We start from the raw sequence: 23,114 nt of genomic DNA on the forward strand, positions 1-23,114 counted from the left end.
AAGGGACTTTTTCCCAAAAGGCAAGCCTGCGCACCGGTCGCACGGCTCAGGCTTCGACCTTTTCGGGCAGGAGCCCTTCGAGCGCCGTTATATCGTCGAGGCAGATGTCGGCGGCGGCCGACAGCGTCTCGCGCGAGCCTGTGCCGGTCAGCACTGCGACCTTCAAGCCGACGCCCGCTTTCTCGCCCATATGCATGTCATGATTGTTGTCGCCGACCATGGCGACCTCGCCGGGATCGAGGCCGGTGGCGCCGCAGAAGCCGAGCACCATGCCGGGCTCCGGCTTGACGCCGTGGCCGCTGTCGTAGCCGGCGATGAAATCCAGATGGCCGATGAAGCCGAAGCGGATGGCGGTCTGGCGGATCGATTCCTCGTTGTCGCTGGAGGCGACGCCCAGCTTGAAGCCGCGGGCCTTCAGCCGGGAGAAAAGCCCGGCGAGATCGGCGACGGGCACCGAAAACTCCGCCGCGCGGACGAAGAGTTCGTCGAGCAGCCTGGTCAGTTCCGCGACATCGAGGGGCGAGCCGGCGGAGACGAAACCGGCGGCGATCTCGGCCGCGTTGCCGGCTGCGAGCAGGCTGTCCGCCCGCGTATGGCCGGAAACCGGATCCATGCCGCCCGAAAACAGGAGCTGCGGCTCGAGCTCGGCATTGCCGGCGGCGGCGATCCGGGCCGCCTCGCGGTTCACCGGTCCCCAGCTCTCGTCGTAACGCAGAAGCGTGCCGTCCTTGTCGAACAGGATGCCGGCGATCTTTGCGAGCTTGTCCGGATTCATCTTGTGGCCGCCGCAGCGGTTTTCGGCTGCAGCCGGGCGCTGACCGTCAACGGATTGATGTAGGGCTCCAGCGCCTTCACCGTCTTCGACAGCGCGCCCCGCATCTCGTCCATCGCATCATGGCCGGAATCCACCATCTTCTTGCGGGCGAGCTCGTTGATCATCAGATAATGCACCGCCTTGGCGAGCATTTCCACATCCTTGACGATGCGGGCGCCGCCCTTGCGCACGAGATGCTGGTAGGCATCGCGGAAATTCTGGACATGCGGGCCGGAGAGTACGGCGCAGCCCAGCATGGCCGGCTCCAGCGGGTTCTGGCCGCCTTCTGAAGTCGCGAGCGACTTGCCGACGAAGGCGATCTCCGTGAGCCGCAGGTAAAGCCCCATCTCGCCGATGGAATCGCCCAGGAAGACGTCGGTCTCCGGCGTCAGCGGATCGTTGCGCGAGCGGCGCGCGACGGTCAGCCCCCCCTCCTTCAGCATGGCCTCGATCGCATCGGCGCGGTCGGGATGACGCGGCACGAGAATGGTCAACTGGCCGTTCTTCGGCTTGAGCGTGCGGTGCACGGTGGCGACCGCCTTTTCTTCCCCCTCGAAAGTGGAGATCGCCGCCCAGGTCTGGCGATTGCCGATCTCCTTGCGATAACGCGCAAGCAGCGCCTCGTCGCAGGGCGGCGGGTCCGTGTCGCTCTTCAGGTTGCCGGACACGATGACAGGCCAGGCGCCGAGATCGCGGAACCGCTCGGCATCGAGATCCGACTGAGCCACGACCAGCGCCATCTTCTCGAACAGCCTCTCGGCGATCGAGCCGTGGTTGCGCCAGCGCTCGAAGGAACGGTCGGACATGCGGGCGTTGACGCGGATCTGCGGGATATGGCGGCGGGCAAGTTCCGAGACGGTCGTCGGCCAGATCTCGGATTCCGCCGTGATGCAGGCATCCGGCTTCCAATAGGCGATGAAGCGCTTGATCGGGAATTTCAGGTCGAGCGGCACGTATTGATGGATCACCTCGTCGGCCAGCCGCGACTGGACGAGATTGGCGGACGTGACGGTGCCGGTGGTGAGCAGGACATGGATTTCCCGGCGGCGCAGCTCGCGGATCAGCGGCATGATGGCGATGGTTTCGCCGACGCTTGCGGCATGCACCCAGACGAGCGGCCCGCGCGGCCGGGCAAGGCTCGCATAACCCAGCCGCTCCAGGCGGCGGGTCTTGTCTTCCTTGCCCTTGATCGCACGATAGCTGAGGTAGGGACCGACCAGCGGATAAAGCAGGATGCCGGCCAGCCGATAGCCAAAGAGAGCCGTGCGCGCCAAGCCGCTGCTCATCGCATCCGCCCCTGATCCATCGTGACCGCCGTCAATGTGATAGCCCCTCCGATTTCGTCATCCGTAGCCGAATTTTTTGTGTTTTACAAATGCGTCAAAATAGGGTCCTCCAAAGCGTCGACAGGCAGAGGACCTGCATTGAAACGGGCACTTCCAGGGGGCAGGCCGACCTCAGGCCGACTTGCTGTCGGGATCCAGCAACCGGTGCATATGGACGATGAAATAACGCATCTGCGCGTTGTCGACCGTCTGTTGCGCCTTGGTCCGCCACGCGACGAGCGCGCTCGCGTAATCGGGGAAGATACCGACGATGTCGAGCTTGGACAGATCCTTGAATTGAAGACCTTCGAGGCTCTGCAATTCACCGCCGAAGACCAGGTGCAGGAGTTGTTTCTTTTCGACCGTTTCCGTCATTGTCCGATATCCCGTCCGTTCCAGCTCCCCCGGCTTTTCCTCTGCTGCATTCCGGAAAAAAGGTCAACCGGGAAGGTGTGGAGCCAGGCTCCGGAGCGCGTGCCCGGCACCGGCGATCAGCATTTCGTGACTGACCTCCGTCCGGTTGTAGGAGAGCCGGTTGCCGTCCAAGTCCTGCAGGATACCGCCGGCGCGTTCGAGGATCAGGTCTGCGGCGGCGAGATCCCAATCATGGGAATTGCGCTTGACGACCGTGCCGTCGATGCGCCCGTCGGCCACCATGGCGAGCCTGTAGGCAAGCGAGGGAACGTGGTGCACGCGGTGGATCTCCTCGCGGAACGCCGGATCGAATTTCTTCACGAGGCTCTCGTCGGCCGCGATCACCAATTTGTCATCCCGGCGGCCGGCGGTGACGGCGATCGGCCGGCCGTTCTTCAAGGCCCGGCCTTCCTTCACCGCGCAGAACTCCTCCTCCAATGCCGGCGCCACGAGCACGCCCGCCACCGGACGGCCGCCATGCACGACGGCGACCGAGACGCACCAGGTCTTCTGCCCGTTGATGAAGGCGCGCGTCCCGTCGATCGGATCGACGACGAAGAGGGTTTCGACGGAAAGCCGGGCGGCATCGTCGTCGGTCTCCTCCGACAGCCAGCCGTAATTCGGCCGCGCCTTCAGAAGCAGGTTCTGCAGCCGGTCGTTGGCGGCGAAATCGGCGGCGCTGACCGGCGACCTCCCCTCGTTCTTCCACCAGACTTCCGGCGCGTTGCCGAAGAAGCCATGGGCGATCTCGGCCGCCTGGCGCGTCGCGTCGCGGATGAGTTCGAGATCGTCCTGCCAGTTTCCTGCAGCCATCGGGATCAACGTCCCGCCAGCGTCATGCCCTCGATGGCAATCATCGGCGAAGCGACCCCGAACTTCCGGTCGATGTCGTTCGCCGGCGTGATCCGCATGAACATGTCCTTGAGATTGGAGGCGATCGTCACTTCCGAGACCGGATAGGCAAGCTCGCCGTTCTCGATCCAGAAGCCGGTCGCGCCGCGGCTGTATTCGCCGGTGATCATGTTGACGCCCTGGCCGATCAGCTCCGTGATATAGAAGCCGGTGCCGACCGACCTGATCAGGTCCTCCGGCGAGATGTCGCCGGGCTCCAGCGCGAGATTGGTGGAGGCGGGCGTCACCGCCGTGCCGCCGCGCACGCCGCGGCCGTTCGTCGAAAGCCCGAGCTCGCGCGCCGTGGAGGTGGACAGGAACCAGTGCTTCAGCACGCCGTCCTCGATCATCACCATGCGCTCGCCCGAAATGCCTTCGCCGTCGAAGGGGCGGGAGGAAGAGCCGCGCACCACGAGCGGATCATCGGTGATGTCAAGCCCGGCTTTCAGGACCTGCTGGCCCATCCTGTCGCGCAGGAAGCTCGTCTTGCGGGCGACCGACGCGCCGTTGATCGCGCCGGCGATATGGCCGACGAAACCGCGGGCGATGCGCGGGTCGAAGACGACGGTGACGTTGCTGCCGGTATCGACCTGGCGCGGGCTGAGGCGCTTGACCGCCCGTTCGGCGGCGCGGCGGCCGATCAGCTTCGGATCGTCGAGATCGGCGGCATAGAGGCGGCTGTCGAAATCGTAGTCGCGCTCCATCTTGGTGCCCTCGCCGGCGATGACGCTGACGGAACGGCCGAAGCGGCTCGCCATGTAGCTGCCGGAAAAACCGTGCGAGGTGACGAGCACCATGCCGCCCATGCCGGCAGAGGCGCCGGCGCCGGAAGAATTGGTCACCCCTTGAACATCGAGCGCGGCCTGCTCCATTTCGAGCGCGACGTCGCGCAGGGCATCGGTCGGCACTTCGGTCGGATCGAACAGTTCGAGATCCGGATAGGATTTCGCCAGGTCCTTTTCGTCCGCCAGGCAGGCGAACGGATCTTCCGGCGAGACCTTCGCCATGGCGACGGCGCGTTCGGCGAGCGTCTTCATGTCGAAGCCGGGATTGGCCGAGACGCTCGCGACCCTTCTGCCGACGAAGACGCGGAGCGAGAAATCGTCGCTCTCGGAGGCCTCCGTTCCCTCCACCTTGCCGAGGCGGGCGCTCACCGAGCGCGAACGGGATCGCACGACCACCGCATCCGCCTGATCCGCTCCCGCGGCCTTGGCGAGATCGATAAGTTCACTGGCGCGGGAAAGCAGGGCGGCGGAATCGATTTCAGAGGTCATGATTGCAAGCCTTTCATTATCGTCCCATTTATTGTGCACTGTCAGATGCATCAAGGGCGCCTCTCCGATTCTTGAGAAGCCGCTCGCTTCCCATGACCCGAAAGTATCCCGCATGACATCGCCCGACTCCTTGTTTTTCCAAGTCCTGCTTCTGCTCGGCGGCGCCGTCATCGCCGCCACGGTGTTCAAGAAGCTGGGTTTGGGCACGGTGCTCGGCTATCTGGCCGCCGGCATCGTCATCGGTCCGATCATGCACACGATCATGGAGGCGGAGGAGGTTCTGAGCTTTGCGGAATTCGGCGTCGTCTTCCTGCTCTTCATCATCGGCCTGGAGCTCAATCCGTCGCGCCTCTGGCAGATGCGCGGCGACGTCTTCGGCCTTGGCCCCGCGCAGGTGGCGCTGACCGGCCTCATCCTGACGGCGCTTGCCTATTTCGCGAACATGGCGGGCTGGCGCGGCAGCCTGATCATCGGCTTCGGCCTGGCGCTGTCCTCGACCGCGTTTGCACTGCAGATCCTGAACGACGACGGCGACATGAACAGCCGCTACGGGCAGCGGTCCTTTTCCGTGCTGCTCTTCCAGGACCTCGCCATCGTGCCGCTCCTGGCGCTGATCACGATCCTTTCCCCCGGCACCAACGAAGCCGCCGCGACCCCGCTCCTCGATTTCGCGACCGCAGTCGGCGCGGTCGGAGCCATGGTGCTTGCCGGACGCTACCTGCTGACGCCGATGTTCCAGGTGATCGCCCGAACCGGCGCGCGGGAGGTGATGATCGCCGCAGCCCTTCTGGTCGTGCTCGGGTCGGCCGCGGCCATGCAGGCGGTCGGGCTTTCCATGGCCATGGGCGCCTTCCTCTCGGGCGTGATGCTCGCCGAATCCTCCTACCGGCACGAGCTGGAAGCGGATATCGAGCCCTTTCGCGGCCTGCTGCTCGCGCTCTTCTTCATGGCGGTCGGCCTGTCGCTGGAAGTCGAGGTCATTCTGGACAACATCCTCTTCATCCTGCCGGCCGTGCCGGTCTTCATGGCGGTGAAGGCGCTGATCGTCTACGGGCTCTGCCGGCTCTGGGGTTCGCCCCATGACGATGCGGTCAGGATCGCCTTCCTGCTGCCGCAGGGCGGCGAATTCGGGTTCGTGCTCTTCACCACCGCGACCGCCGCGGGCCTTTTCTCCTCGGCCACCGCCTCGCTCCTGATCGCCGGCGTGACGCTTTCCATGGCGCTCACGCCTTTCGGAGCAGCACTTTCCAAACGGTTCATGAGCGGCGAGACCCGCGAGGAGCTGGAGGAGGATTTCGACGGAGCCGGAGCCGATGTGCTGATGATCGGCTTCTCGCGCTTCGGCCAGATCGCCGCGCAGATCCTGCTTGCCGGCGGCAGCGCGGTGACCGTCATCGACGATTCCGCCGACCGCATCCGCCAGGCCGCGAGCTTCGGCTTCCGCATCTATTTCGGCGACGGCACGCGCCGCGACGTGCTGATCGCTTCCGGCATCGAGAAGGCGAAGATTGTCGCGGTCACCACGCAGAAGCGCGAGACGACCGACCGCATCGTCGATCTCATCCGTTCCGAATTCCCCGACGTGCGGCTCTTCGTGCGCTCCTACGACCGCATCCATTCATTGTCGCTCAGGGACAGGGATGTCGAATACGAACTCCGCGAAACGCTGGAATCCGGGCTTCTCTTCGGCCGCCGGACGCTGGAAGGGCTCGGCATGGCGGAGAGCGACGCCTACGAGATCGGCGAGGACATCCGCAAGCGCGACGAGGAGCGGCTGCAGATCCAGGCCGTGCAGGGTCTCGGCGCCGGCCGCGAAATGCTCTTCAACAGCCCGGTCCGGCCGGAGCCGCTGATCAAGCCCAAGCGGCCTACTCTCGTCGACGAGATGGGTTCGGAGCCGGAGGCGGCAGAAACCTGATCACATCTCGGCGGCCGCATGAAGCGCGTCGACCGCGCGCTTCAGCTCGTCCTTGACGCCTTCCGATTCGTCCAGGATATCGCGGGCCCTCAGGAAATCCAGAACCCGGAACCGGTTGACCGACGGCCGCAGGAAGATATGCGGCGGATTGAGCTTGAGCTTGAGCGCGATGCTCGCCTGCATGGTGAGCTGGCTCGCGCCGAACAGGGCGTCGATGCGGCTCGGGGGATGCGTGCCGTCCCCTTCCGGCGCGCCCACCACATCGACGCCGATCACCACGTCGGCAAGCTCCATCAGTTGCTCGTAGGGCACGGGATTGAAGACGCCGCCGTCGATCATGATCCGGCCGTTGACATGCACTGGCATGAAGAGGCCGGGAATGGCGGCGGATGCGGCGATCGCGGTGCGCAGCCCGCCCTGTTCCAGCACCACTTCCGCCTGACCGTAATAGTCCGTCGCCGAGATCTTCATCGGGATTTCGAGATCGGCGAAATCTTCCGGCACCTGCGGCGGCAGGAAGGCGTCGAGAATGAGTTCGAGATTGAAGTGGCCGAAGCGGAAGCCGCCGAGCTTGTCGCGCATCGTCGCAGGCCCGAGGCTCCAGAGCCGGTTGAGGAGCGCCCCGCGGTTTCCCACCGTCTCCAGCGTATAGTCGCGGATGTCCCGGCCCGTCATGCCGGACGCCATGCCGGCTCCCATGATCGCACCGATCGAGGAACCGGAGATCGCCACCGGCCGGATGCCGAGTTCGTCTAGCGCTTCGATGACCCTTATATGCGAAATGCCGCGCGCCCCCCCGCCGCCGAAGGCGACCGCGAAGGTCAGTCCGCCCCTCTTCCTGACGGCCTCAAGATCGGGAAGGGCGAGCTTGGTGTTCATTCCTTTTCTCTCACGCGGGCTGATAACGGAAGAAATCCATGCGGGTGTCGCCGAAGACGCGGCTTTCGAGCGGCTTGAAGGCGGGGACGACGGACGGCGTCACGTCGGCGCGCTCCTCCAGGATCGCGAGCGCGCCCGGAACCAGCCAGCCGCCGGCATGCGCCGCCAGCAGCGCATCTTCGCCAAGACCTTGAGCATAGGGCGGATCGGCAAAAAGGAAATGAAACGGCTCCATCGTGCCGACCGCGCCGAGCTTGGTCGCGTCGCGGCGCAGGATGCGGGTGCGGCCGTGCAGGCCGAGAGCATCGATATTTTCCCAGAGCAGCCCGCGGCCCTCGACGCCGTTCTCCACGAAGAGCGCGTGTCGGCAGCCCCGCGAGACCGCTTCGAGGCCCACCGCGCCGGTGCCGGCAAAAAGATCGATCACCCGGGTGCCGTTCAGCGCCTCCGGATAGACATGGCCGATGATGTTGAACAGGCTTTCGCGCGTCCGGTCGATGGTCGGCCGGATCGCATTTGTTTTGGGCGTGGCCAGGGAACGGCCGCGAAATTCACCGCCGACGATCCGCACTGCCCGTCACCCCCTCGGCGTGCGCGGCTTGCCGCCGGCCGGTCTGCCGCCGCTCCGGGCACCGCCCGGACGGCCGCCCGGCTTGCCCGCGCCACCCGGTTTTCCCCGTCCGCCGGAAGGTTTGCCGGCAAATCCGCCCTTGGCGCCACCCGGCTTGCCGCCGAAGGGCTTTCCACCCGGTTTTCCACCGCGCGGTTTGTCGCCGAACGGCCGATCTCCCGCCGGGCGCTCGGAGCGGCTGCGCTCGGCACGCCCCTCGCCTGCGGAGAAGGATCGTGCGGGGCGGTCGCCATCCTCACGCGGGCGGCGGTCGCCTCTCGGCTTGTCGCCAAACGGACGATCTCCACGGGGCGGGCGATCACCAAAGCTGCGCTCGCCGCGCGGACGCTCGGACCGGCTTTCGCCGGAGAAAGAACGGGCTGGACGATCGCCATCTTCGCGGGGCCTGCGGTCCCCGCGGGGCTTGTCGCCAAACGGGCGCTCGCCTCTCGACCTGTCGAAAGAGCGTTCGCCGCGCGGGCGGTCACCTTCTTCGCGCGGCTTGCGCTCGCCGCGCGGCCTATCGCCAAAGCTGCGCTCGCCACGGTCGCCGAACGAACGCTTGCGGCCGGAATCGCCGCCCTCCTCCTCGCGCGGCCGGCGGGCCGGCGCTTCGGCGCGGATCCAGTCGCTGTCGTCGTCGGCGCGGTTCACCACCACGCGGCGGTCGTTCTCGGGAGCGGGCTTCTTGAAGAACTGCTCCGCCTCGGCGCGCGCCGAAGATTTTTTCGCCTTGCTGTCCGTGGTTGGGCGGGCGCCCGGCGCCATCCAGACATTGGCGGTACGGCTGGTGCCCATGGGAGGACGCTTCTTCGGACGGTCGTCGCCGAAATCACGGTCATTGCCCTTGGCGCCGCGCGGCCCGTCGCCGAACTTCTTGTCCCCAAGCTTCTTGTCGCCGAATTTCCGATCGCCGGGCTTCGTATCCAGCCGGCCAAGCGCCTTCTCGCGCCGATCCTCATCCCTGCCGGCCCGCGGACGCTCCGTCTTCCCGGTCTTTTCCGGCTTCCCAGACCAATCGGACCGTTCCGCGCGCACCAGTTTGTCGTCTTCCGCACCCTTGTCGTTGTAGATCGGCGCGTCGAAATTCGCCTTGGCTTCCTCGATCAGGCGCGGCCCGAGCTGGTCGCGCAGCATGCGGCCGCGCACCTCGACCACCTGACCCTCCGGCAGGTCGCCGAGCTGGAAAGGGCCGTAGGAGATGCGGATCAGGCGGTTCACTTCGAGGCCCAGCGCGCCGAGCACGTTCTTGATCTCACGGTTCTTGCCTTCGCGAAGGCCCATGGTGATCCACACGTTGCGGCCCTGGGTGCGGTCCAGCGTCGCGTCGATCGAACCGTAGAGCACGCCGTCGACGGCAATGCCTTCCTTAAGCTTGTCGAGCGCCTCCTGGTCGACGTCGCCATGAGCGCGAACGCGATAGCGGCGCAGCCAGCCGGTGGTCGGCAGTTCCAGCACGCGCGACAGACCGCCGTCGTTGGTAAGCAGCAGCAGGCCTTCCGTATTGATGTCGAGGCGGCCGATCGACATGACGCGCGGCAAGCTTTCCGGCAGGTTGTCGAAGACGGTCGGACGTCCTTCCGGATCGGAATTGGTGGTCACGAGGCCGGCCGGCTTGTGGTAGAGCCAGAGGCGGGTGCGTTCGATGCCGCGGATCGGCATGCCGTCCACTTCGATCCTGTCTTCAAGCGTGACGTTGACGACCGGCGTATCGAGAACCTGGCCGTTCAGCTTCACCCGGCCTTCCATGATCATCCGCTCGACATCGCGGCGGGACGCGATGCCGGCACGGGCCAGGATCTTGGAAATGCGCTCCGGCTTGCCCTCCGCCTCGACCGGCGCCGCGACAGCCACCGCCGGCTTGCGAGCCGCCTTTGCGGGCTTCTCCGCGGCAGCCTTCTTCCCTGCGCCGGCAGCGGACTTGGCCGCAGCGCCGTCTTTCGGGGCCGACCGGGGCTTGGTTTCGCGAACGAAGGTCCTGCCTTCGCCGCGCTTCGGCTTGTCTTTTGAATTCATTTGTTGTTTGCCTGAAGCGTGATGTCTAGCGGGTCTGTGAGATTGATCCGGACATTCTTGTTCGTGTTGACTGCGATGGAGCGATGCCCGCAAATCGGGCCTGCGATTGGATGCTTCCTACCAGTTCGCGCGATCCGGGTTAAGAGGAAATCGCCGAAATGCCGAATACCGACGGGTTCATGGATGTGGCACTTGTCGAAGCGCGCGATGCCGCGGCCCGCGGCGAGGTCCCCATCGGCGCCGTGCTGGTGCTCGACGGCGCGATCGTCGCCCGGTCCGGGAACCGCACCCGCGCCGACAACGACGTCACCGCCCATGCCGAAATCGCCGTCATCCGCGAAGCTTCCGCCACGCTCGGTCAGGAACGGCTGGCCGGCGCCGATCTCTACGTGACGCTCGAACCCTGCACCATGTGCGCCGCGGCGATTTCCTTCGCGCGCATCCGCCGCCTCTATTACGGCGCGGAAGACCCGAAGGGCGGCGCGGTGGACAGCGGCGTACGCTTCTTCAGCCAGCCGACCTGCCATCATGCCCCGGAGGTCTATTCCGGCCTGGGGGAAACCGAAGCGGCCAGCCTGCTTACGGGCTTCTTCAAATCGAAAAGGGAAAGCTGAGCGGCCCTATCAGAAGAGCTTCCACCACTCGCTGGACTTCTTCGCATCGGCCGCCTGCTGCTTGCGGCGCTTTTCCTTCTGCGTTTCCGGCTCGCCGAGATCGGTGAGATTGGCGGCATCGGTCGAGCGGAATTCCGCCGGCGGATCGACCAGCGAGCGGCGGCGCGCCGAGATGTCCACGGTTTCGGCATCCTGCTTGGCCTTGCGGAAGGCTTCCCATTTCTCGGTCTCGGTCATCTGACCGGCCTGGCCGTTGCCGGCTAGAAGCGGCGAACGGTAATTGGGGTCCTTCTCGTTCGCGGCAGCCTCGTCGCGGAGGCGCTGGCGGGTCTCTTCCGGAGATTCCACCCAGTTCGGGTTGTTCTCGCGGTTGGCAAGCGACTGCTGCGGCGGCGGCAGGGCGCTACCCTGTTCCTTGGTGGCGACGACCAGCGAGGGACGCGGATTGTATTTGACGCTGCGGTTCGCCTGTTCCCGGCCTCCGCCGAGGGAAACGGACTTGCCGAGGTCGTCGGCGAGCTGCTCCATGGCGGTCTTGTCGGTACCGTAAGTGGGGCCGCCGATGCAGCCCGAAAGGGTCAATGTCGAGGCGAGGATGCCGGCCACGCCCATGCCGACACGGAACGCATATGTCGTTTTCATCAAAACCCTTCCAGCGGCGCCCGTCCTCGACGCCTCAGACTACGTGTGCCCCAGGTGGCGGAAAAATCCGGCCAATTTCAGGCAGAAATACCGGATGACGCGCCAAAGCGCAATCATACGGCGATTTTAGACCCCGTCAAAGGCGTCCGAGAGCGGCAAGCTCCCGCAGAGCGGCGGCATCGCGCGCGGAAACGTCCGGCCAGGCCGGATCGCAGCCGACATCCTTCGTCACCCGCCAGGAGCGGGCGCATTTTACGCCTTCCGCAAGCTTCGGATCGACCGCGACGCCGGGCACTTCCGGCAGCCGGAACGCACTGTCCGGCCCCTCGCCCGCAACGATCGCGATGCCCGAGGTGATGCAGATCTCCTCGAAGTCCTGGCCTTCCAGCGCCTTCAGAAGCTCCGGATCGGTCACGTAGACGACCGGAGCCGCCTCCAGCGAAGAGCCGATGCGCTTGTCCTTGCGCTCGATCTCCAGGGCGCCCGTCACAACCGAACGGACGCGGCGGATCGCAGCCCATTTCTCGGCGAGCGCCTCGTTCCGCCATTCGACCGGAATCGTCGGAAACTGCTCGAGATGCACCGAAACCGCATCCGGATTGCGCGACAGCCAGGCCTCTTCCGTGGTGAAAGGCAGCATGGGCGCAAGCCAGGTCACGGTGCAGTCGAAGATCCTGCGGATCACGGCAAGGGCCGCGCGTCGGCGCAGAGAGGACGGCGCATCGCAATAGAGCGCATCCTTGCGGACATCGAAATAGAAGGCCGAGAGCTCGACATTGGCAAAATCGATGAGTGCGCGGGCGATCTTCTTGAACTCGAAGGCGTCGTAGGCGTCGCGCACCAGCTTATCGAGCTCGGCGAGACGATGCAGCATCAGCTTTTCGAGTTCCGGAAGCTCCGTATAGGCGATCTCCTCGCCCTCGTCATGGGCGAGCGTGCCGAGCATCCAGCGGATCGTGTTCCTCAGCTTGCGATAGGCATCGACGTTCGTCTGGATGATCGTCTTGCCGAGGCGCTGGTCCTCCCAGTAGTCCGTCGTCATAACCCAGAGGCGCAGGATATCGGCGCCGGCGTCCTTCATGACGTCCTGCGGCGCCACGACGTTGCCGAGCGACTTCGACATCTTCTGGCCCTTCTCGTCCATGGTAAAGCCATGGGTGATGACCGTGTCATAGGGCGCGCGGCCGCGGGTGGCGGCGGATTCCAGCAGCGAGGAATGGAACCAGCCGCGATGCTGGTCCGAGCCTTCCAGATAGACGTCGGCCGGCCATTTCAGGTCCGGACGGTCCTCCAGCGTGAAGGTGTGCGTCGAGCCGGAATCGAACCAGACGTCGAGGATGTCCGTGACCTGCGTCCACTTGGCCGGGTCGTGCTCGTTGCCGAGGAACCGCTCCTTGGCGCCTTCGGCGAACCAGGCATCCGCTCCTTCGGCATCGAAGGCCGCGAGAATGCGCTGGTTGACGGCTTCGTCCTGCAGAACCTCGCCATGCTCGTCCACGAAGACGCAGATCGGCACGCCCCATGCTCTTTGACGGGAAAGCACCCAGTCCGGCCGCTGCTCGATCATCGCGCGCAGGCGGTTCTGGCCGGCGGCGGGCACGAAGCGCGTGTCGTCGATCGCCTTGAGCGCGCGGGTGCGCAACGTCGTGCCGTCGCCGAGTTCCTTGTCCATGTAGACGAACCACTGCGGCGTGTTGCGGAAGATGATCGGCTTCTTCGACCGCCAGCTATGCGGATACTGATGCTTCAGACGGCCACGGGCGAAGAGCGCGTGCTTCTCGATCAGCGCCTTGATGACGCGATCGTTGGCGTCGCCCTTCTTGCCGTTGTCGTCCATGACCCGCGCGCCCTCGAAACCGGGGGCGTCGGTGGTATAGGTGCCGGAATCGTCGACCGGGAACGGGATCTTCGTCTCGATGCTCCGCGCCTCCAGCTCGCGGATGTGATGCATCCACGCCTCGAAATCCTCGCGGCCGTGGCTCGGGGCGGTGTGCACGAAGCCGGTGCCGGCATCGTCGGTGACGTGATCGCCGGCGAGCAACGGAACGGGGAATTGGTAGCCGCCGCCGAGACCCTTGAGGGGGTGGGCGCAGGTGATCGCTGCCATCTCGTCAGCGGAGACGCCGCGCAGGCGCCTGAATTCCAGCTTGGCCTTCTTGAAGGATTCCTCCGCCAGCGCATCGGCAAAGATCAGCTTCTCGCCGGGACGCGGGCCGAAATCGTTCTCTGCGGCCGTGACTTCGTAAAAGCCGTAAGAGATTTTCGGCGAATAGGAGATCGCGCGGTTGCCGGGGATGGTCCAGGGCGTGGTAGTCCAGATGACGACGTGGGCATCCGCGAACGCAGCAGGGCCATTCGCGACCGGAAACTTCACCCAGATCGTATCGGACTCATAATCCTGATACTCCACCTCGGCTTCCGCCAGCGCGGTGCGCTCGACCACCGACCACATGACCGGCTTGGAGCCGCGATAAAGCTGGCCGCTCTTGGCGATCTTCAACAGTTCGCCGGCGATGCGCGCTTCCGCGTGAAAATTCATCGTGAGATAGGGATTGTCGAAATCGCCGACGATGCCGAGGCGCTTGAATTCTTCCGCCTGCACCTTGATCCACTTTTCCGCATAGGCGCGGCATTCGCGGCGGAACTCGGTCATCGCCGCCGGCTCGGAAAGGTCGGGCTTGGCCTTGCCCTTGGAGCGGTAGTTCTCCTCCTCGATCTTCCATTCGATCGGCAGGCCGTGGCAGTCCCAGCCCGGAACGTAGTTCGAGTCGTAGCCGCGCATCTGGAACGAGCGGGTGATGACGTCCTTCAGGATCTTGTTCAGCGCGTGGCCGATATGGATGTTGCCGTTGGCATAGGGCGGGCCGTCGTGGAGAACGAATTTTTCGCGGCCGGCGGCGGAGGCGCGCAGCTTCTTATAGAGGTCCATCTGTTGCCAGCGGGCGACCAGTTCCGGCTCCTTCTGCGGCAGGCCGGCGCGCATCGGGAAATCGGTTTCGGGCAGATAGAGGGTCTTCGAATAGTCGAGCTTTTCGGCGGTATCGGTCATTGTGGGCAATCGTCTCTGGCGCCGCGGACCGGCGCGTATCGATGAAAATTCGGTGGCGGAAGGCGCTTTCTAAAACGCCGAAAACCCGGACCCTCCGGCCGCTCTTACAGCGCGCGGAAGGCCGGGCCTATAATTCGAATGATCAAAGCCAGCCGGAATTCTTTCATGGTGGCGGTTATTACGGGTTTTTGCTGCGGAAAGGAAGGGGATTTCCCGCATCATTTCCAAGCGAATGTCGTTTGATTTTTGTGCCATTTGCACCTACATTCCTGGGCAAATGGCATCAAGGAGGCCGGAATGCGTGTATCTGGTGAAACGCCTATCCGCAAGCGGCTGGAGATCGCCTCTCACGGCCGCATGAAAACTTACGACGGCACGACGGTGTCCGAATTGACCAAGCTCGGCTTTTCGATGGACGAGCTCTATCGATTTGTGGCTCCGCGCCGCACGCTTGCACGCAGGATAGCCAATGGCGAACCGCTCACTGTCAACGAGAATGATGGAGCCTTGCGCGTCGTTCGCGTGATGGAGCTCGCCGTGCAGGTTTTCGGAGACCCCGAAAGAGCTCGACGTTGGCTCCGCAAGCCGAACAGGGGCATGGCTGGCGTTGTGCCCCTCGACCTTCTGGAATCGGAAAGCGGCGCCGTGCTGGTGGAGCAGGCCCTGCATCAGATCGACCACGGCATCTACATCTGACACATGATCCTCTGGCGCATCTCCAATTATGCCGATCTTTCCGGCAAGGGTGGGCTGCTTGCGCCCGGCCGATGGCATAGACAGGGGATGCCGCTCGTCTATTGCTGCGATCATCCTTCGACCGCGCTTCTCGAAATCCTCGTCCACGTCGATCCTGAAGATCTGCCCGTCGATTTCCAATTGCTGAAAATTCACTGCCCCGACGATATCGCCGTCCGCACAATCGGCATGGACGAAATTGACTTGGGTGACGAGGAAGCGACGCAGGAAGCGGGGTCTGCCTGGCTAACCGAGAACAGGTCCTGTCTCCTGAATGTGCCTTCCGTCATCCTGCCCAAAGCGAAGAATATCCTTTTCAATCCGAATCATGCAGACGCCGGCAGGCTGACGATCGAAAGGATCGCCCGCTACCCCTTCGACAGCCGGTTGCTTCGCTACCCCTAAAACGCGATCTTCGCGTCCAGCTCCCCGATTGGCCTGACACCGGAAAGCAGAGCCCGCGCCTCTTCCTCGTCACGCCTGATCTGGGCGACAAGCGGATCGAGCCCGTCGAATTTCAGCTCGTCGCGCAGATGGCCGAAGAAGGAGACGGAACAGGTTTCGCCGTAAAGGCTTCCGGAAAAATCGAAGACATAGGTTTCGAGCAGGGCCAAGCCGTTTTCCGTCACCGTGGGGCGGCGGCCGTAGCTCGCCACGCCGTCGTAAAGCGTGCCGTCGGCACGGCGGAAACGCACCGCATAGATGCCGGCCTTGAGTTCGGCTTCGGGCGGAAGCTGCATGTTGGCGGTCGGGAAGCCGAGCTGGCGCCCAAGCTTCTCGCCGCCGATCACCTCCGCCTCGACCGTGTAGCGGTAGCCGAGCAGGCCCGCCGCGCCGGCGACGTCACCTTCGGCCAGCAGGGCGCGGATGCGGCTCGACGAAATCACCTCGGCATTCTCGTCGCGGAAGGCATCGACCAACGAGACGGTGAAACCATGCCTTTCGCCCGATGCCATCAGGAAGGCCGGACCGCCTTCCCTGCCCTTGCCGAAGTGGAAATCGAAGCCGGTCACGACTGCGCTCGCATGGAGCCAGTCGACCAGGATCGTCTGGATAAATTCTTCGGCCGAGCGGGTCGCGAATTCCCGGGTGAAGGGATATTCGATCACCGAACGGAAGCCCATGGCCTCCAGCAGCCTCGCCTTCAGCGGCGCTGGCGTCAGCCGGAAGACCGGCTCGTCGGGACGGAAAACGCTCCGAGGATGCGGCTCGAAGGTCAGCACCAGCGCCGGCACGCCGCGTTCTTCCGCCAATGCCAATGCCCGCTCCAGCACGCTGCGGTGGCCGCGATGCACGCCGTCGAAATTGCCGATGGCGATCACGCCGCCCTTCAGCGCGTCGGGCAGCGGCTCCTTCTTCTCATTGCGATGGAATACGGTCATGCGGCAGGATTCCGGTTCAGGCCCAAGAATGCCCAAGGGGCGCCCAAAAGCGCCTGGGGCTATGCAAGACGCGGCATCCAGTATTTCGGCGCGGCGTTCTCCCGCTTCAGCCAGGCGTTGAGGATCGCCTCGTCGGTCTGGCCGTTAACGGTGTATTCCGCCACATGGATGCCGCTGCTGATATAGAGCAGGTCGAGGCCGTATGCGAGCGCGCCGCGCACGTCGGTCGGCATGCCGTCGCCGATCGCCAGCACCCGGTCCATCGGGAAATCGCCGCGCACCTCGCGGGCGGCCGCCAGCGTCTCCTCGTAGATCGGCTTGTGCGGCTTGCCTGCGACGCGGGTCTTGCCGCCAAGCTCTTCGTAATAGGCGGCGACCGCTCCGGCACAGGGGATGATCTTGTGGCCGCGCTCGACCACGAGATCCGGATTGGCGCAGATCAGCGGCACGTCGCGCCTGGCGAAAGCGGTCAGCATCCCGGTATAGTCTTCCGGCACTTCCTTCTCGTCGTCAAAGAAACCGGTGCAGACGATGCAGTCCGCCTCGTCCGCCGGGACCACGTCGACGCCGAGACCGTCGAACAGGTTGAGGTCTCGGTCCGGCCCGATCAGAAAGACCTTCTGGGGACCTTCGACGATCAGATGCCTGGTGACGTCGCCGGACGTGACGATACGGTCGTAGGTGCCGTCCGGCACGCCGAGCGCGCGCATCTGCTCGATGACGCCGGGCGCCGGGCGCGGCGAATTGGTGATCAGCACGACCGTCGCGCCGGCTTCGCGGGCGGCCGCAAGTGCCTTGCAGGATTGCTGGAAGGGCTCGACGCCATTGTGCACGACGCCCCAGACGTCCGAAAGAACGACGTCGTAATCGCCGATGATCTCGCCCAAACTGCCGATGCGCCTTGCCATGTAACCGCCCCATCTCCAAAGTCCTGGGTCACATGGCAAACCCCCGGAAAGATTACAAGAGAGAATGGAAGGAAAAGCGGCCGGCGGAACGGCCCTGCGGGAAAAGCGCTCTTTCGGGAGCCGGCGCCTTTCTTCCACCAAAGTCCGGTGCATCATGCCGGTTTGGCGGCCCAGGAGGCAGATCCACTTGAACTCCGCAGTCCGCTCGCCGCGCGCGGCGCAGCCGGATACCCGAGGCGTTAAGCATATTTTCCATGACCTCACGGCGGTCCTGAAAATTTCACAGCCATTCTTGACTCAACCGCCGACCGCCCTTATCTCGACCCCGCTAGCACTCTCCGGGTATGAGTGCTAACAAACAAGCGATACGGGTCCGCTGGATCCGTCAATGTCATTTGATCGAGGGATTAGACAATGGCAAGCACCAATTTCCGCCCCCTGCACGATCGCGTCGTCGTTCGCCGCGTTGAGTCCGAGGAGAAGACCAAGGGCGGCATCATCATTCCGGACACCGCCAAGGAAAAGCCGCAGGAAGGCGAAATCGTCGCCGTCGGCTCCGGCGCCCGCGATGAAACCGGCAAGGTCGTCGCGCTCGACGTCAAGGTCGGCGATCGCGTTCTCTTCGGCAAGTGGTCCGGCACCGAAGTCAAGCTTAACGGCGAAGACCTTCTGATCATGAAGGAAGCCGACATCATGGGCATCATCGGCTGATTTCCGGCCGGTTGCTTTCACCGAAACATCGCTGACACCTCTTTTCAGGAGTTCTCAAAATGGCAGCTAAAGAAATCAAGTTCGGCCGCACTGCGCGCGAAAAGATGCTGCGCGGCGTCGACATTCTCGCTGACGCGGTCAAGGTGACGCTCGGTCCGAAGGGCCGCAACGTCATCATCGACAAGTCCTTCGGCGCTCCGCGCATCACCAAGGACGGCGTATCGGTCGCCAAGGAAATCGAACTGGACGACAAGTTCGAGAACATGGGCGCCCAGATGGTCCGCGAAGTCGCTTCGAAGACCAACGACATCGCCGGCGACGGCACCACGACCGCAACCGTTCTCGCCCAGGCCATCGTTCGCGAAGGCGGCAAGGCCGTTGCAGCCGGCATGAACCCGATGGACCTGAAGCGCGGCATCGACCTCGCCGTCGCCGAAGTCGTCAAGGACCTCGCCGCCAAGGCCAAGAAGATCAACACCTCGGAAGAAGTCGCCCAGGTCGGCACGATTTCGGCCAACGGCGAGCGCCAGATCGGCCTCGACATTGCCGAAGCCATGCAGAAGGTCGGCAATGAAGGCGTGATCACCGTCGAGGAAGCCAAGACCGCCGAGACCGAACTCGAAGTCGTCGAAGGCATGCAGTTCGACCGCGGCTATCTCTCGCCCTACTTCGTCACCAATCCGGAAAAGATGGTTGCAGACCTGGAAGATGCCTTCATCCTCCTGCACGAGAAGAAGCTCTCAAACCTCCAGGCGATGCTCCCGGTTCTCGAAGCCGTCGTCCAGACCGGCAAGCCGCTCCTCATCATCGCTGAAGACGTCGAAGGCGAAGCCCTCGCGACGCTCGTCGTCAACAAGCTGCGCGGCGGCCTCAAGATCGCTGCCGTCAAGGCTCCGGGCTTCGGCGACCGCCGCAAGGCCATGCTGGAAGACATCGCCATCCTGACGGGCGGCACGGTCATTTCCGAAGACCTCGGCATCAAGCTCGAGAACGTCACGCTCGACATGCTCGGCCGTTCCAAGAAGGTCTCGATCTCCAAGGAAAACACCACGATCGTGGACGGCGCCGGTGCCAAGTCCGACATCGAGGGCCGCGTCAACCAGATCAAGGCCCAGATCGAGGAAACCACCTCCGACTACGACCGTGAGAAGCTCCAGGAGCGCCTCGCCAAGCTCGCCGGCGGCGTTGCCGTCATCCGCGTCGGCGGCTCGACGGAAGTCGAAGTGAAGGAAAAGAAGGATCGTATCGACGACGCTCTGAACGCCACCCGCGCGGCCGTTCAGGAAGGCATCGTGCCTGGCGGCGGCGTCGCCCTGCTTCGCTCCTCCACGAAGATCGCCGTCAAGGGCGCCAACGACGACCAGGAAGCCGGCATCAACATCGTCCGCAAGGCGCTGCAGTCGCTGGTCCGCCAGATCGCCGAAAACGCAGGTGACGAAGCTTCGATCGTCGTCGGCAAGATCCTCGACAAGAACGAAGACAACTACGGCTACAACGCCCAGACCGGCGAATACGGCGATCTGATCCAGCTCGGCATCGTCGATCCGGTCAAGGTCGTCCGCACCGCCCTGCAGAATGCCGCTTCGGTTGCTTCGCTGCTGATCACCACGGAAGCCATGATCGCCGAGCTGCCGAAGAAGGACGCTCCGGCCGGCATGCCGGGCGGCATGGGCGGAATGGGCGGCATGGACATGATGTGATAGGCGAAAGCCGTCACTCATCCATCCATTCCGGTCTCCGGAATAGAGGGCGGTCTTCGGACCGCCCTTTTTGTTGACGAGGGGCCGGCTCCGCTGCCGGCCCTTCGCATCCGGCTGATCGACACACGAGCTCAATTCAAATCTGGAATGCCGGAAAGCTCGCCGACGTTCGCCGGCGAGCCCTCATTGGCTGCACTCCGTTCGTGATCAGTTGCAGCCAAAGTCAGATATCCGACGTGAAGCCATCGTGGCTCGCGTTAGCGAGAGCCAGGGCTGCAGAGGCATGTCGAGGCCTTGGGAGAAAGCGAACGGTCATGTCGTCCGCGCGTCCAGGGGCCAAAGGGACTATTGGACTTGCGAGGTGATATTTCGGATGACCGGAGTTCTTGGAGGTGCGGCGTCCACCGGGACGATATCGAGCACCTCGGAAAGTGAAAACTGCTTCGAAGTACCGCAAATGGTCGCGTAGACGATTCGATCCAGTATTTTCAGTTTTTCGGACACAAAGGTCCGTTGGTCGCCATTATCAAGCACCGATACAACGTACATGTTGATCCCATAGAGGTTAAGCGCGTCGTTCATTCGCGCTGATCGACTTCTACGCAATCATGGTTAAGGCGGCGTAAATTCCTGCGATGGGACCTTCCGTCGGCCACCGCCTTTCCGCCACTGCCTATCCCCGGACATGAATCAAATGCGCTGACAACGGCTCTCGCCGCAATTACAGTCGCGGCCATGAGTTTCTTCGAAAGCCTCCTCTTGCTGCTGCTTGTCGCGGTCGTGCTGCTGCAGGTCTCGCGCCGGCTTTCCGTGCCCTATCCCTCCATGCTGGCGATGGCCGGCGCGGCCGTCGCGCTCGTTCCGGGCATGCCTTACATTTCCTTGGAGCCGGAAACGGCGCTCGCGCTTTTCATCGCACCCGCCCTGCTCGATGCGGCCTTCGACTTCCCGATCGGCACCGCGCGCCGTTTCTGGCTGCCGCTGCTCGTCTTCGCGATCGGCGGCGTGGTCGTCACCGCGGCGGCGGTCGCATTCGCCGGATGGGCCGTTGCCGGATTGCCGATCGCCGCCGCCCTGGTCCTCGGCGCCGTCGTCGCCCCGCCCGATGCGGCGGCCGCGACCGCGGTGCTGTCTTCCATGGCGATACCGCGCACGACCGATACCGTGCTGCGCGGCGAGAGCCTGTTCAACGATGCGGCCGCCCTCCTGATTTTCGATGCGGCGCTCGTCGTGCAGTCCGCCGGCAATGTCGATGCGCCCGTCGCGCTGCATCTTGCCCTCGCCGTTCCGGGCGGCGTTCTCTTCGGGATCCTGGCAGCCAGGCTGACGCGGCCTTTGACGCGGTTCGTGAGCGGCACGCTCGGCGGCAACCTCCTGCAGTTCGTCCAGACGTTTCTCGTGTGGATCATCGCCGAACGCCTCGGCCTTTCGGCCGTGCTCGCCATCGTCGCCTACGCGATGACGCTCGCAAGAAGCAGCGAGGCGATATCCTCGGCGCGGATGCGCGTCCAATCCTATGCCGTCTGGAGCGCGGTCGTCTTCGTGCTGAACGTCATGGCCTTCCTGCTGATGGGCATGCAGGTGCGCGGCATCGTCGGCGGAATGCCCGCCGGCCATCTCGGGGAGGCGGCGCTCTTTGCCCTCATGGTGGTGATCATCGTCGTCGTGGTGCGCTTTGCGATCTGCATCGGCTTCAACCGCCTGCACGCCTTGTACGAGCGCCGCCGCGGCAGGCCCGAACCTGCAAGCATCAATCAGGCGCTTCTCACCGGCTGGTGCGGCATGCGCGGCCTGGTGACGCTCGCCACCGCCTTCGCCCTGCCGATGGATTTCCCGCAACGCGATGTCGTCGTGCTGACGGCCTTCGCCGTCGTTCTTGCAACGCTCGTCCTCCAGGGGCTGACGCTGACCCCGATCATCCGGTGGCTGGGCCTCGACCGCCGCGCCGAAGGCCCCCGCGAGCTTGCCGTGTTCCGCGGCCAGATCGCGCTTGCGGGGCTTTCGAAACTCGACGGCGCGGTCGAAGCCGAAGCCGACCTGCTGCGCGGCAAGTTCCAGCTCGAACGGCAGGTCATGACGGCCGGGGACGGCGCCGCGACCTCGCTCGAAACCTACCGCCGGCTGGCGCTGGCCGCGATCGCCGCACAGCGGGAAGCGCTCGAAAGGCTCCGCGCCACGTACCAGGTCAATGTCGACGAATACAACCTCCTGCTGGAGGAAATCGACTGGCGCGAGCTTTCCGTCCTGCCGGAGGATGCCCGCCGCATCGAAGAAATCTGACGGCGTTCCGCCCAATTCATTCAGGATCGGCTTGCGGCCTCTTCTCTCCAGCGGGGAGAAGTGCCGAACAAAGCGAGGCGATGAGGGGATGTACACGCGGCAAACGCAGCGCCGGATGTTGGCTTCGCCCCCCTCATCCGGTCCTGAGGACCACCTTTTCCCCGCTGGGGAGAAGGGGAAGCGCCCCGCAGCTCATTACTCCACCCAAGCATCAGCACATTTTGCTCAGATGCAATTGCCCTGCCTTTCAAGGGAGAGATCACAAGCGGCGAGATCTTCCTGACAAACCGCAGCATGCCGAAGAGTGCCGCCATCGTTCACCATATGAAGACAAACATTCCACGATTGTTCATCTTCCGGCCTCACACAAAAAGAGCAAATATGAACGCGGAAAATTCATCCGCCTGCGAGCCCGAGCCCAGGCACCGACCGGAGATTAGAATGTCCTCTACCGCCACCAATTCCCTGCTCCTCGCCGCCCGCGTCCTGCTCGCCATTATGTTCGTCATGTCCGGCTTGCAGAAGCTCGTTGATCCGTCGGGCACCGCCGGCATGATCACCGGCGCCGGCCTCCCGGCTGCAACGCTGCTCGCCTATGTCGCCGGCCTTTTCGAACTCGTCGCCGGCCTTGCCGTCCTGACCGGCTTTCAGACCAAGATCGCAGCCATCCTGCTCGCACTCTTCTGCCTGTTCACCGCTTTCGTCTTCCACAACGGCGCGATCAACATCCCGGGCTTCTCTCCTGAAGCCAATGGTTTGCTGACTGTCTTCAACGGCCTGATCTTCTGGAAGAACATCTCACTTGCGGGCGGCTTCCTGGTTCTCGCCGCGGCCGGCGCCGGCGCTTATTCGATCGACGCCCGCCGCGGTTCGGTCGCAATTACTGCCTAAACTATAGAAATTCCCTGCCCAAGACTGCCCGCCGGATGACAAGTCCGGCGGGTTTTTTCTG

Annotated in this window: 21 protein-coding genes; 8 read left to right on the forward strand and 13 right to left on the reverse strand. The window is 64.2% G+C overall.

Annotation, left to right across the window (positions count from 1 at the left end):
* Positions 1 to 46 precede the first annotated feature (46 nt).
* From ACMGE0_RS13365 to ACMGE0_RS13385, 5 genes are all read right to left on the reverse strand, one after another.
* On the reverse strand, positions 47 to 775 hold the full coding sequence (locus ACMGE0_RS13365; RefSeq protein WP_436816342.1) for an HAD family hydrolase: 729 nt from the start codon (positions 773 to 775) through the stop codon (positions 47 to 49).
* Positions 772 to 2,100, reverse strand: coding sequence for a lipid IV(A) 3-deoxy-D-manno-octulosonic acid transferase (gene waaA / locus ACMGE0_RS13370; RefSeq protein ID WP_436816343.1), 1,329 nt, complete (start codon positions 2,098 to 2,100; stop codon positions 772 to 774). The genes ACMGE0_RS13365 and waaA overlap by 4 nt, the downstream gene beginning before the upstream one ends.
* Before the next feature lie 171 nt (positions 2,101 to 2,271).
* Positions 2,272 to 2,514 carry a DUF4170 domain-containing protein gene (locus ACMGE0_RS13375; protein ID WP_436816344.1) on the reverse strand — a complete coding sequence of 81 codons (243 nt, stop codon included), beginning with the start codon at positions 2,512 to 2,514 and terminating at the stop codon, positions 2,272 to 2,274.
* Positions 2,515 to 2,577: 63 nt separating this feature from the next.
* Entirely contained in the window at positions 2,578 to 3,366 is a 789-nt protein-coding gene (locus ACMGE0_RS13380) for a 3'(2'),5'-bisphosphate nucleotidase CysQ (RefSeq protein WP_436816345.1), read from the reverse strand.
* 5 nt (positions 3,367 to 3,371) lie between these two features.
* Positions 3,372 to 4,718 (reverse strand): TldD/PmbA family protein, encoded by a 1,347-nt coding sequence (locus tag ACMGE0_RS13385; protein WP_436816346.1) that lies wholly within the window; start codon positions 4,716 to 4,718, stop codon positions 3,372 to 3,374.
* 112 nt (positions 4,719 to 4,830) lie between these two features.
* On the opposite strand from ACMGE0_RS13385, the gene ACMGE0_RS13390 reads away from it, so the two are divergent.
* On the forward strand, positions 4,831 to 6,636 hold the full coding sequence (locus tag ACMGE0_RS13390; protein ID WP_436816347.1) for a monovalent cation:proton antiporter-2 (CPA2) family protein: 1,806 nt from the start codon (positions 4,831 to 4,833) through the stop codon (positions 6,634 to 6,636).
* Here the strand turns inward: ACMGE0_RS13390 and ACMGE0_RS13395 are convergent, their stop codons facing one another.
* The 3 genes from ACMGE0_RS13395 to ACMGE0_RS13405 are packed head-to-tail and all read right to left on the reverse strand — an operon-like array spanning position 6,637 to position 10,141.
* The gene (locus ACMGE0_RS13395; protein WP_436816348.1) at positions 6,637 to 7,515 is read right to left on the reverse strand and encodes a patatin-like phospholipase family protein; all 879 of its coding nucleotides are present in this window, start codon (positions 7,513 to 7,515) and stop codon (positions 6,637 to 6,639) included.
* Positions 7,516 to 7,525: 10 nt separating this feature from the next.
* Positions 7,526 to 8,086 carry a 16S rRNA (guanine(966)-N(2))-methyltransferase RsmD gene (gene rsmD, locus ACMGE0_RS13400; protein WP_436816349.1) on the reverse strand — a complete coding sequence of 187 codons (561 nt, stop codon included), beginning with the start codon at positions 8,084 to 8,086 and terminating at the stop codon, positions 7,526 to 7,528.
* Between the two features lie 6 nt (positions 8,087 to 8,092).
* A complete protein-coding gene (locus ACMGE0_RS13405) occupies positions 8,093 to 10,141 on the reverse strand; it encodes a pseudouridine synthase (RefSeq protein ID WP_436816350.1) in 2,049 nt (682 codons plus the stop codon).
* Positions 10,142 to 10,299: 158 nt separating this feature from the next.
* On the opposite strand from ACMGE0_RS13405, the gene ACMGE0_RS13410 reads away from it, so the two are divergent.
* Positions 10,300 to 10,755 (forward strand): nucleoside deaminase, encoded by a 456-nt coding sequence (locus tag ACMGE0_RS13410; protein ID WP_436816351.1) that lies wholly within the window; start codon positions 10,300 to 10,302, stop codon positions 10,753 to 10,755.
* A gap of 9 nt (positions 10,756 to 10,764) precedes the next feature.
* On the opposite strand, the gene ACMGE0_RS13415 is transcribed toward ACMGE0_RS13410, so the two are convergent.
* Positions 10,765 to 11,397, reverse strand: coding sequence for a hypothetical protein (locus ACMGE0_RS13415; protein WP_436816352.1), 633 nt, complete (start codon positions 11,395 to 11,397; stop codon positions 10,765 to 10,767).
* A 136-nt stretch (positions 11,398 to 11,533) separates the two neighbouring features.
* Entirely contained in the window at positions 11,534 to 14,446 is a 2,913-nt protein-coding gene (gene ileS / locus ACMGE0_RS13420) for an isoleucine--tRNA ligase (protein ID WP_436816353.1), read from the reverse strand.
* A gap of 297 nt (positions 14,447 to 14,743) precedes the next feature.
* Between ileS and ACMGE0_RS13425 the strand changes: the two genes are divergently transcribed.
* Positions 14,744 to 15,142, forward strand: a complete 399-nt coding sequence (locus tag ACMGE0_RS13425) for an Xre family toxin-antitoxin system antitoxin (protein ID WP_436816354.1) — start codon at positions 14,744 to 14,746, stop codon at positions 15,140 to 15,142.
* A gap of 3 nt (positions 15,143 to 15,145) precedes the next feature.
* Positions 15,146 to 15,586: an RES family NAD+ phosphorylase gene (locus tag ACMGE0_RS13430; RefSeq protein WP_436816355.1), complete on the forward strand. Its 441-nt coding sequence runs from the start codon at positions 15,146 to 15,148 to the stop codon at positions 15,584 to 15,586.
* Here the strand turns inward: ACMGE0_RS13430 and ACMGE0_RS13435 are convergent.
* On the reverse strand, positions 15,583 to 16,563 hold the full coding sequence (locus ACMGE0_RS13435; protein ID WP_436816356.1) for a bifunctional riboflavin kinase/FAD synthetase: 981 nt from the start codon (positions 16,561 to 16,563) through the stop codon (positions 15,583 to 15,585). The genes ACMGE0_RS13430 and ACMGE0_RS13435 overlap by 4 nt on opposite strands.
* Before the next feature lie 59 nt (positions 16,564 to 16,622).
* On the reverse strand, positions 16,623 to 17,471 hold the full coding sequence (locus ACMGE0_RS13440; RefSeq protein ID WP_436816357.1) for a TIGR01459 family HAD-type hydrolase: 849 nt from the start codon (positions 17,469 to 17,471) through the stop codon (positions 16,623 to 16,625).
* Positions 17,472 to 17,885: 414 nt separating this feature from the next.
* Between ACMGE0_RS13440 and groES the strand changes: the two genes are divergently transcribed.
* Positions 17,886 to 18,182 carry a co-chaperone GroES gene (gene groES, locus ACMGE0_RS13445; RefSeq protein WP_436816358.1) on the forward strand — a complete coding sequence of 99 codons (297 nt, stop codon included), beginning with the start codon at positions 17,886 to 17,888 and terminating at the stop codon, positions 18,180 to 18,182.
* Positions 18,183 to 18,241: 59 nt separating this feature from the next.
* On the forward strand, positions 18,242 to 19,882 hold the full coding sequence (gene groL, locus ACMGE0_RS13450; RefSeq protein ID WP_436816359.1) for a chaperonin GroEL: 1,641 nt from the start codon (positions 18,242 to 18,244) through the stop codon (positions 19,880 to 19,882).
* A gap of 345 nt (positions 19,883 to 20,227) precedes the next feature.
* Here the strand turns inward: groL and ACMGE0_RS13455 are convergent, their stop codons facing one another.
* Positions 20,228 to 20,464: a hypothetical protein gene (locus ACMGE0_RS13455; RefSeq protein ID WP_436816360.1), complete on the reverse strand. Its 237-nt coding sequence runs from the start codon at positions 20,462 to 20,464 to the stop codon at positions 20,228 to 20,230.
* A 153-nt stretch (positions 20,465 to 20,617) separates the two neighbouring features.
* On the opposite strand from ACMGE0_RS13455, the gene ACMGE0_RS13460 reads away from it, so the two are divergent.
* Together ACMGE0_RS13460 and ACMGE0_RS13465 are read left to right on the forward strand one after the other, a co-directional pair.
* The gene (locus tag ACMGE0_RS13460) at positions 20,618 to 22,162 is read left to right on the forward strand and encodes a cation:proton antiporter (RefSeq protein ID WP_436816361.1); all 1,545 of its coding nucleotides are present in this window, start codon (positions 20,618 to 20,620) and stop codon (positions 22,160 to 22,162) included.
* A 441-nt stretch (positions 22,163 to 22,603) separates the two neighbouring features.
* Positions 22,604 to 23,053, forward strand: coding sequence for a DoxX family protein (locus ACMGE0_RS13465; RefSeq protein ID WP_436816362.1), 450 nt, complete (start codon positions 22,604 to 22,606; stop codon positions 23,051 to 23,053).
* The last annotated feature ends 61 nt before the right edge of the window (positions 23,054 to 23,114 follow it).

Origin of the sequence: Neorhizobium descurainiae (genome assembly GCF_051400715.1) — a bacterium.
In the GTDB taxonomy this organism is placed as follows: Bacteria; Pseudomonadota; Alphaproteobacteria; order Rhizobiales; family Rhizobiaceae; genus Neorhizobium.

Bases quoted from the DNA above. Each gene is read 5' to 3' on its own strand.
- ACMGE0_RS13365 (WP_436816342.1), bottom strand. From the start codon at position 775: ATGAATCCGGACAAGCTCGCAAAGATCGCCGGCATCCTGTTCGACAAG.
- waaA (WP_436816343.1), bottom strand. From the start codon at position 2,100: ATGAGCAGCGGCTTGGCGCGCACGGCTCTCTTTGGCTATCGGCTGGCC.
- ACMGE0_RS13375 (WP_436816344.1), bottom strand. From the start codon at position 2,514: ATGACGGAAACGGTCGAAAAGAAACAACTCCTGCACCTGGTCTTCGGC.
- ACMGE0_RS13380 (WP_436816345.1), bottom strand. From the start codon at position 3,366: ATGGCTGCAGGAAACTGGCAGGACGATCTCGAACTCATCCGCGACGCG.
- ACMGE0_RS13385 (WP_436816346.1), bottom strand. From the start codon at position 4,718: ATGACCTCTGAAATCGATTCCGCCGCCCTGCTTTCCCGCGCCAGTGAA.
- ACMGE0_RS13390 (WP_436816347.1), top strand. From the start codon at position 4,831: ATGACATCGCCCGACTCCTTGTTTTTCCAAGTCCTGCTTCTGCTCGGC.
- ACMGE0_RS13395 (WP_436816348.1), bottom strand. From the start codon at position 7,515: ATGAACACCAAGCTCGCCCTTCCCGATCTTGAGGCCGTCAGGAAGAGG.
- ACMGE0_RS13405 (WP_436816350.1), bottom strand. From the start codon at position 10,141: ATGAATTCAAAAGACAAGCCGAAGCGCGGCGAAGGCAGGACCTTCGTT.
- ACMGE0_RS13410 (WP_436816351.1), top strand. From the start codon at position 10,300: ATGCCGAATACCGACGGGTTCATGGATGTGGCACTTGTCGAAGCGCGC.
- ACMGE0_RS13415 (WP_436816352.1), bottom strand. From the start codon at position 11,397: ATGAAAACGACATATGCGTTCCGTGTCGGCATGGGCGTGGCCGGCATC.
- ileS (WP_436816353.1), bottom strand. From the start codon at position 14,446: ATGACCGATACCGCCGAAAAGCTCGACTATTCGAAGACCCTCTATCTG.
- ACMGE0_RS13425 (WP_436816354.1), top strand. From the start codon at position 14,744: ATGCGTGTATCTGGTGAAACGCCTATCCGCAAGCGGCTGGAGATCGCC.
- ACMGE0_RS13430 (WP_436816355.1), top strand. From the start codon at position 15,146: ATGATCCTCTGGCGCATCTCCAATTATGCCGATCTTTCCGGCAAGGGT.
- ACMGE0_RS13435 (WP_436816356.1), bottom strand. From the start codon at position 16,563: ATGACCGTATTCCATCGCAATGAGAAGAAGGAGCCGCTGCCCGACGCG.
- ACMGE0_RS13440 (WP_436816357.1), bottom strand. From the start codon at position 17,471: ATGGCAAGGCGCATCGGCAGTTTGGGCGAGATCATCGGCGATTACGAC.
- groES (WP_436816358.1), top strand. From the start codon at position 17,886: ATGGCAAGCACCAATTTCCGCCCCCTGCACGATCGCGTCGTCGTTCGC.
- groL (WP_436816359.1), top strand. From the start codon at position 18,242: ATGGCAGCTAAAGAAATCAAGTTCGGCCGCACTGCGCGCGAAAAGATG.
- ACMGE0_RS13455 (WP_436816360.1), bottom strand. From the start codon at position 20,464: ATGAACGACGCGCTTAACCTCTATGGGATCAACATGTACGTTGTATCG.
- ACMGE0_RS13460 (WP_436816361.1), top strand. From the start codon at position 20,618: ATGAGTTTCTTCGAAAGCCTCCTCTTGCTGCTGCTTGTCGCGGTCGTG.
- ACMGE0_RS13465 (WP_436816362.1), top strand. From the start codon at position 22,604: ATGTCCTCTACCGCCACCAATTCCCTGCTCCTCGCCGCCCGCGTCCTG.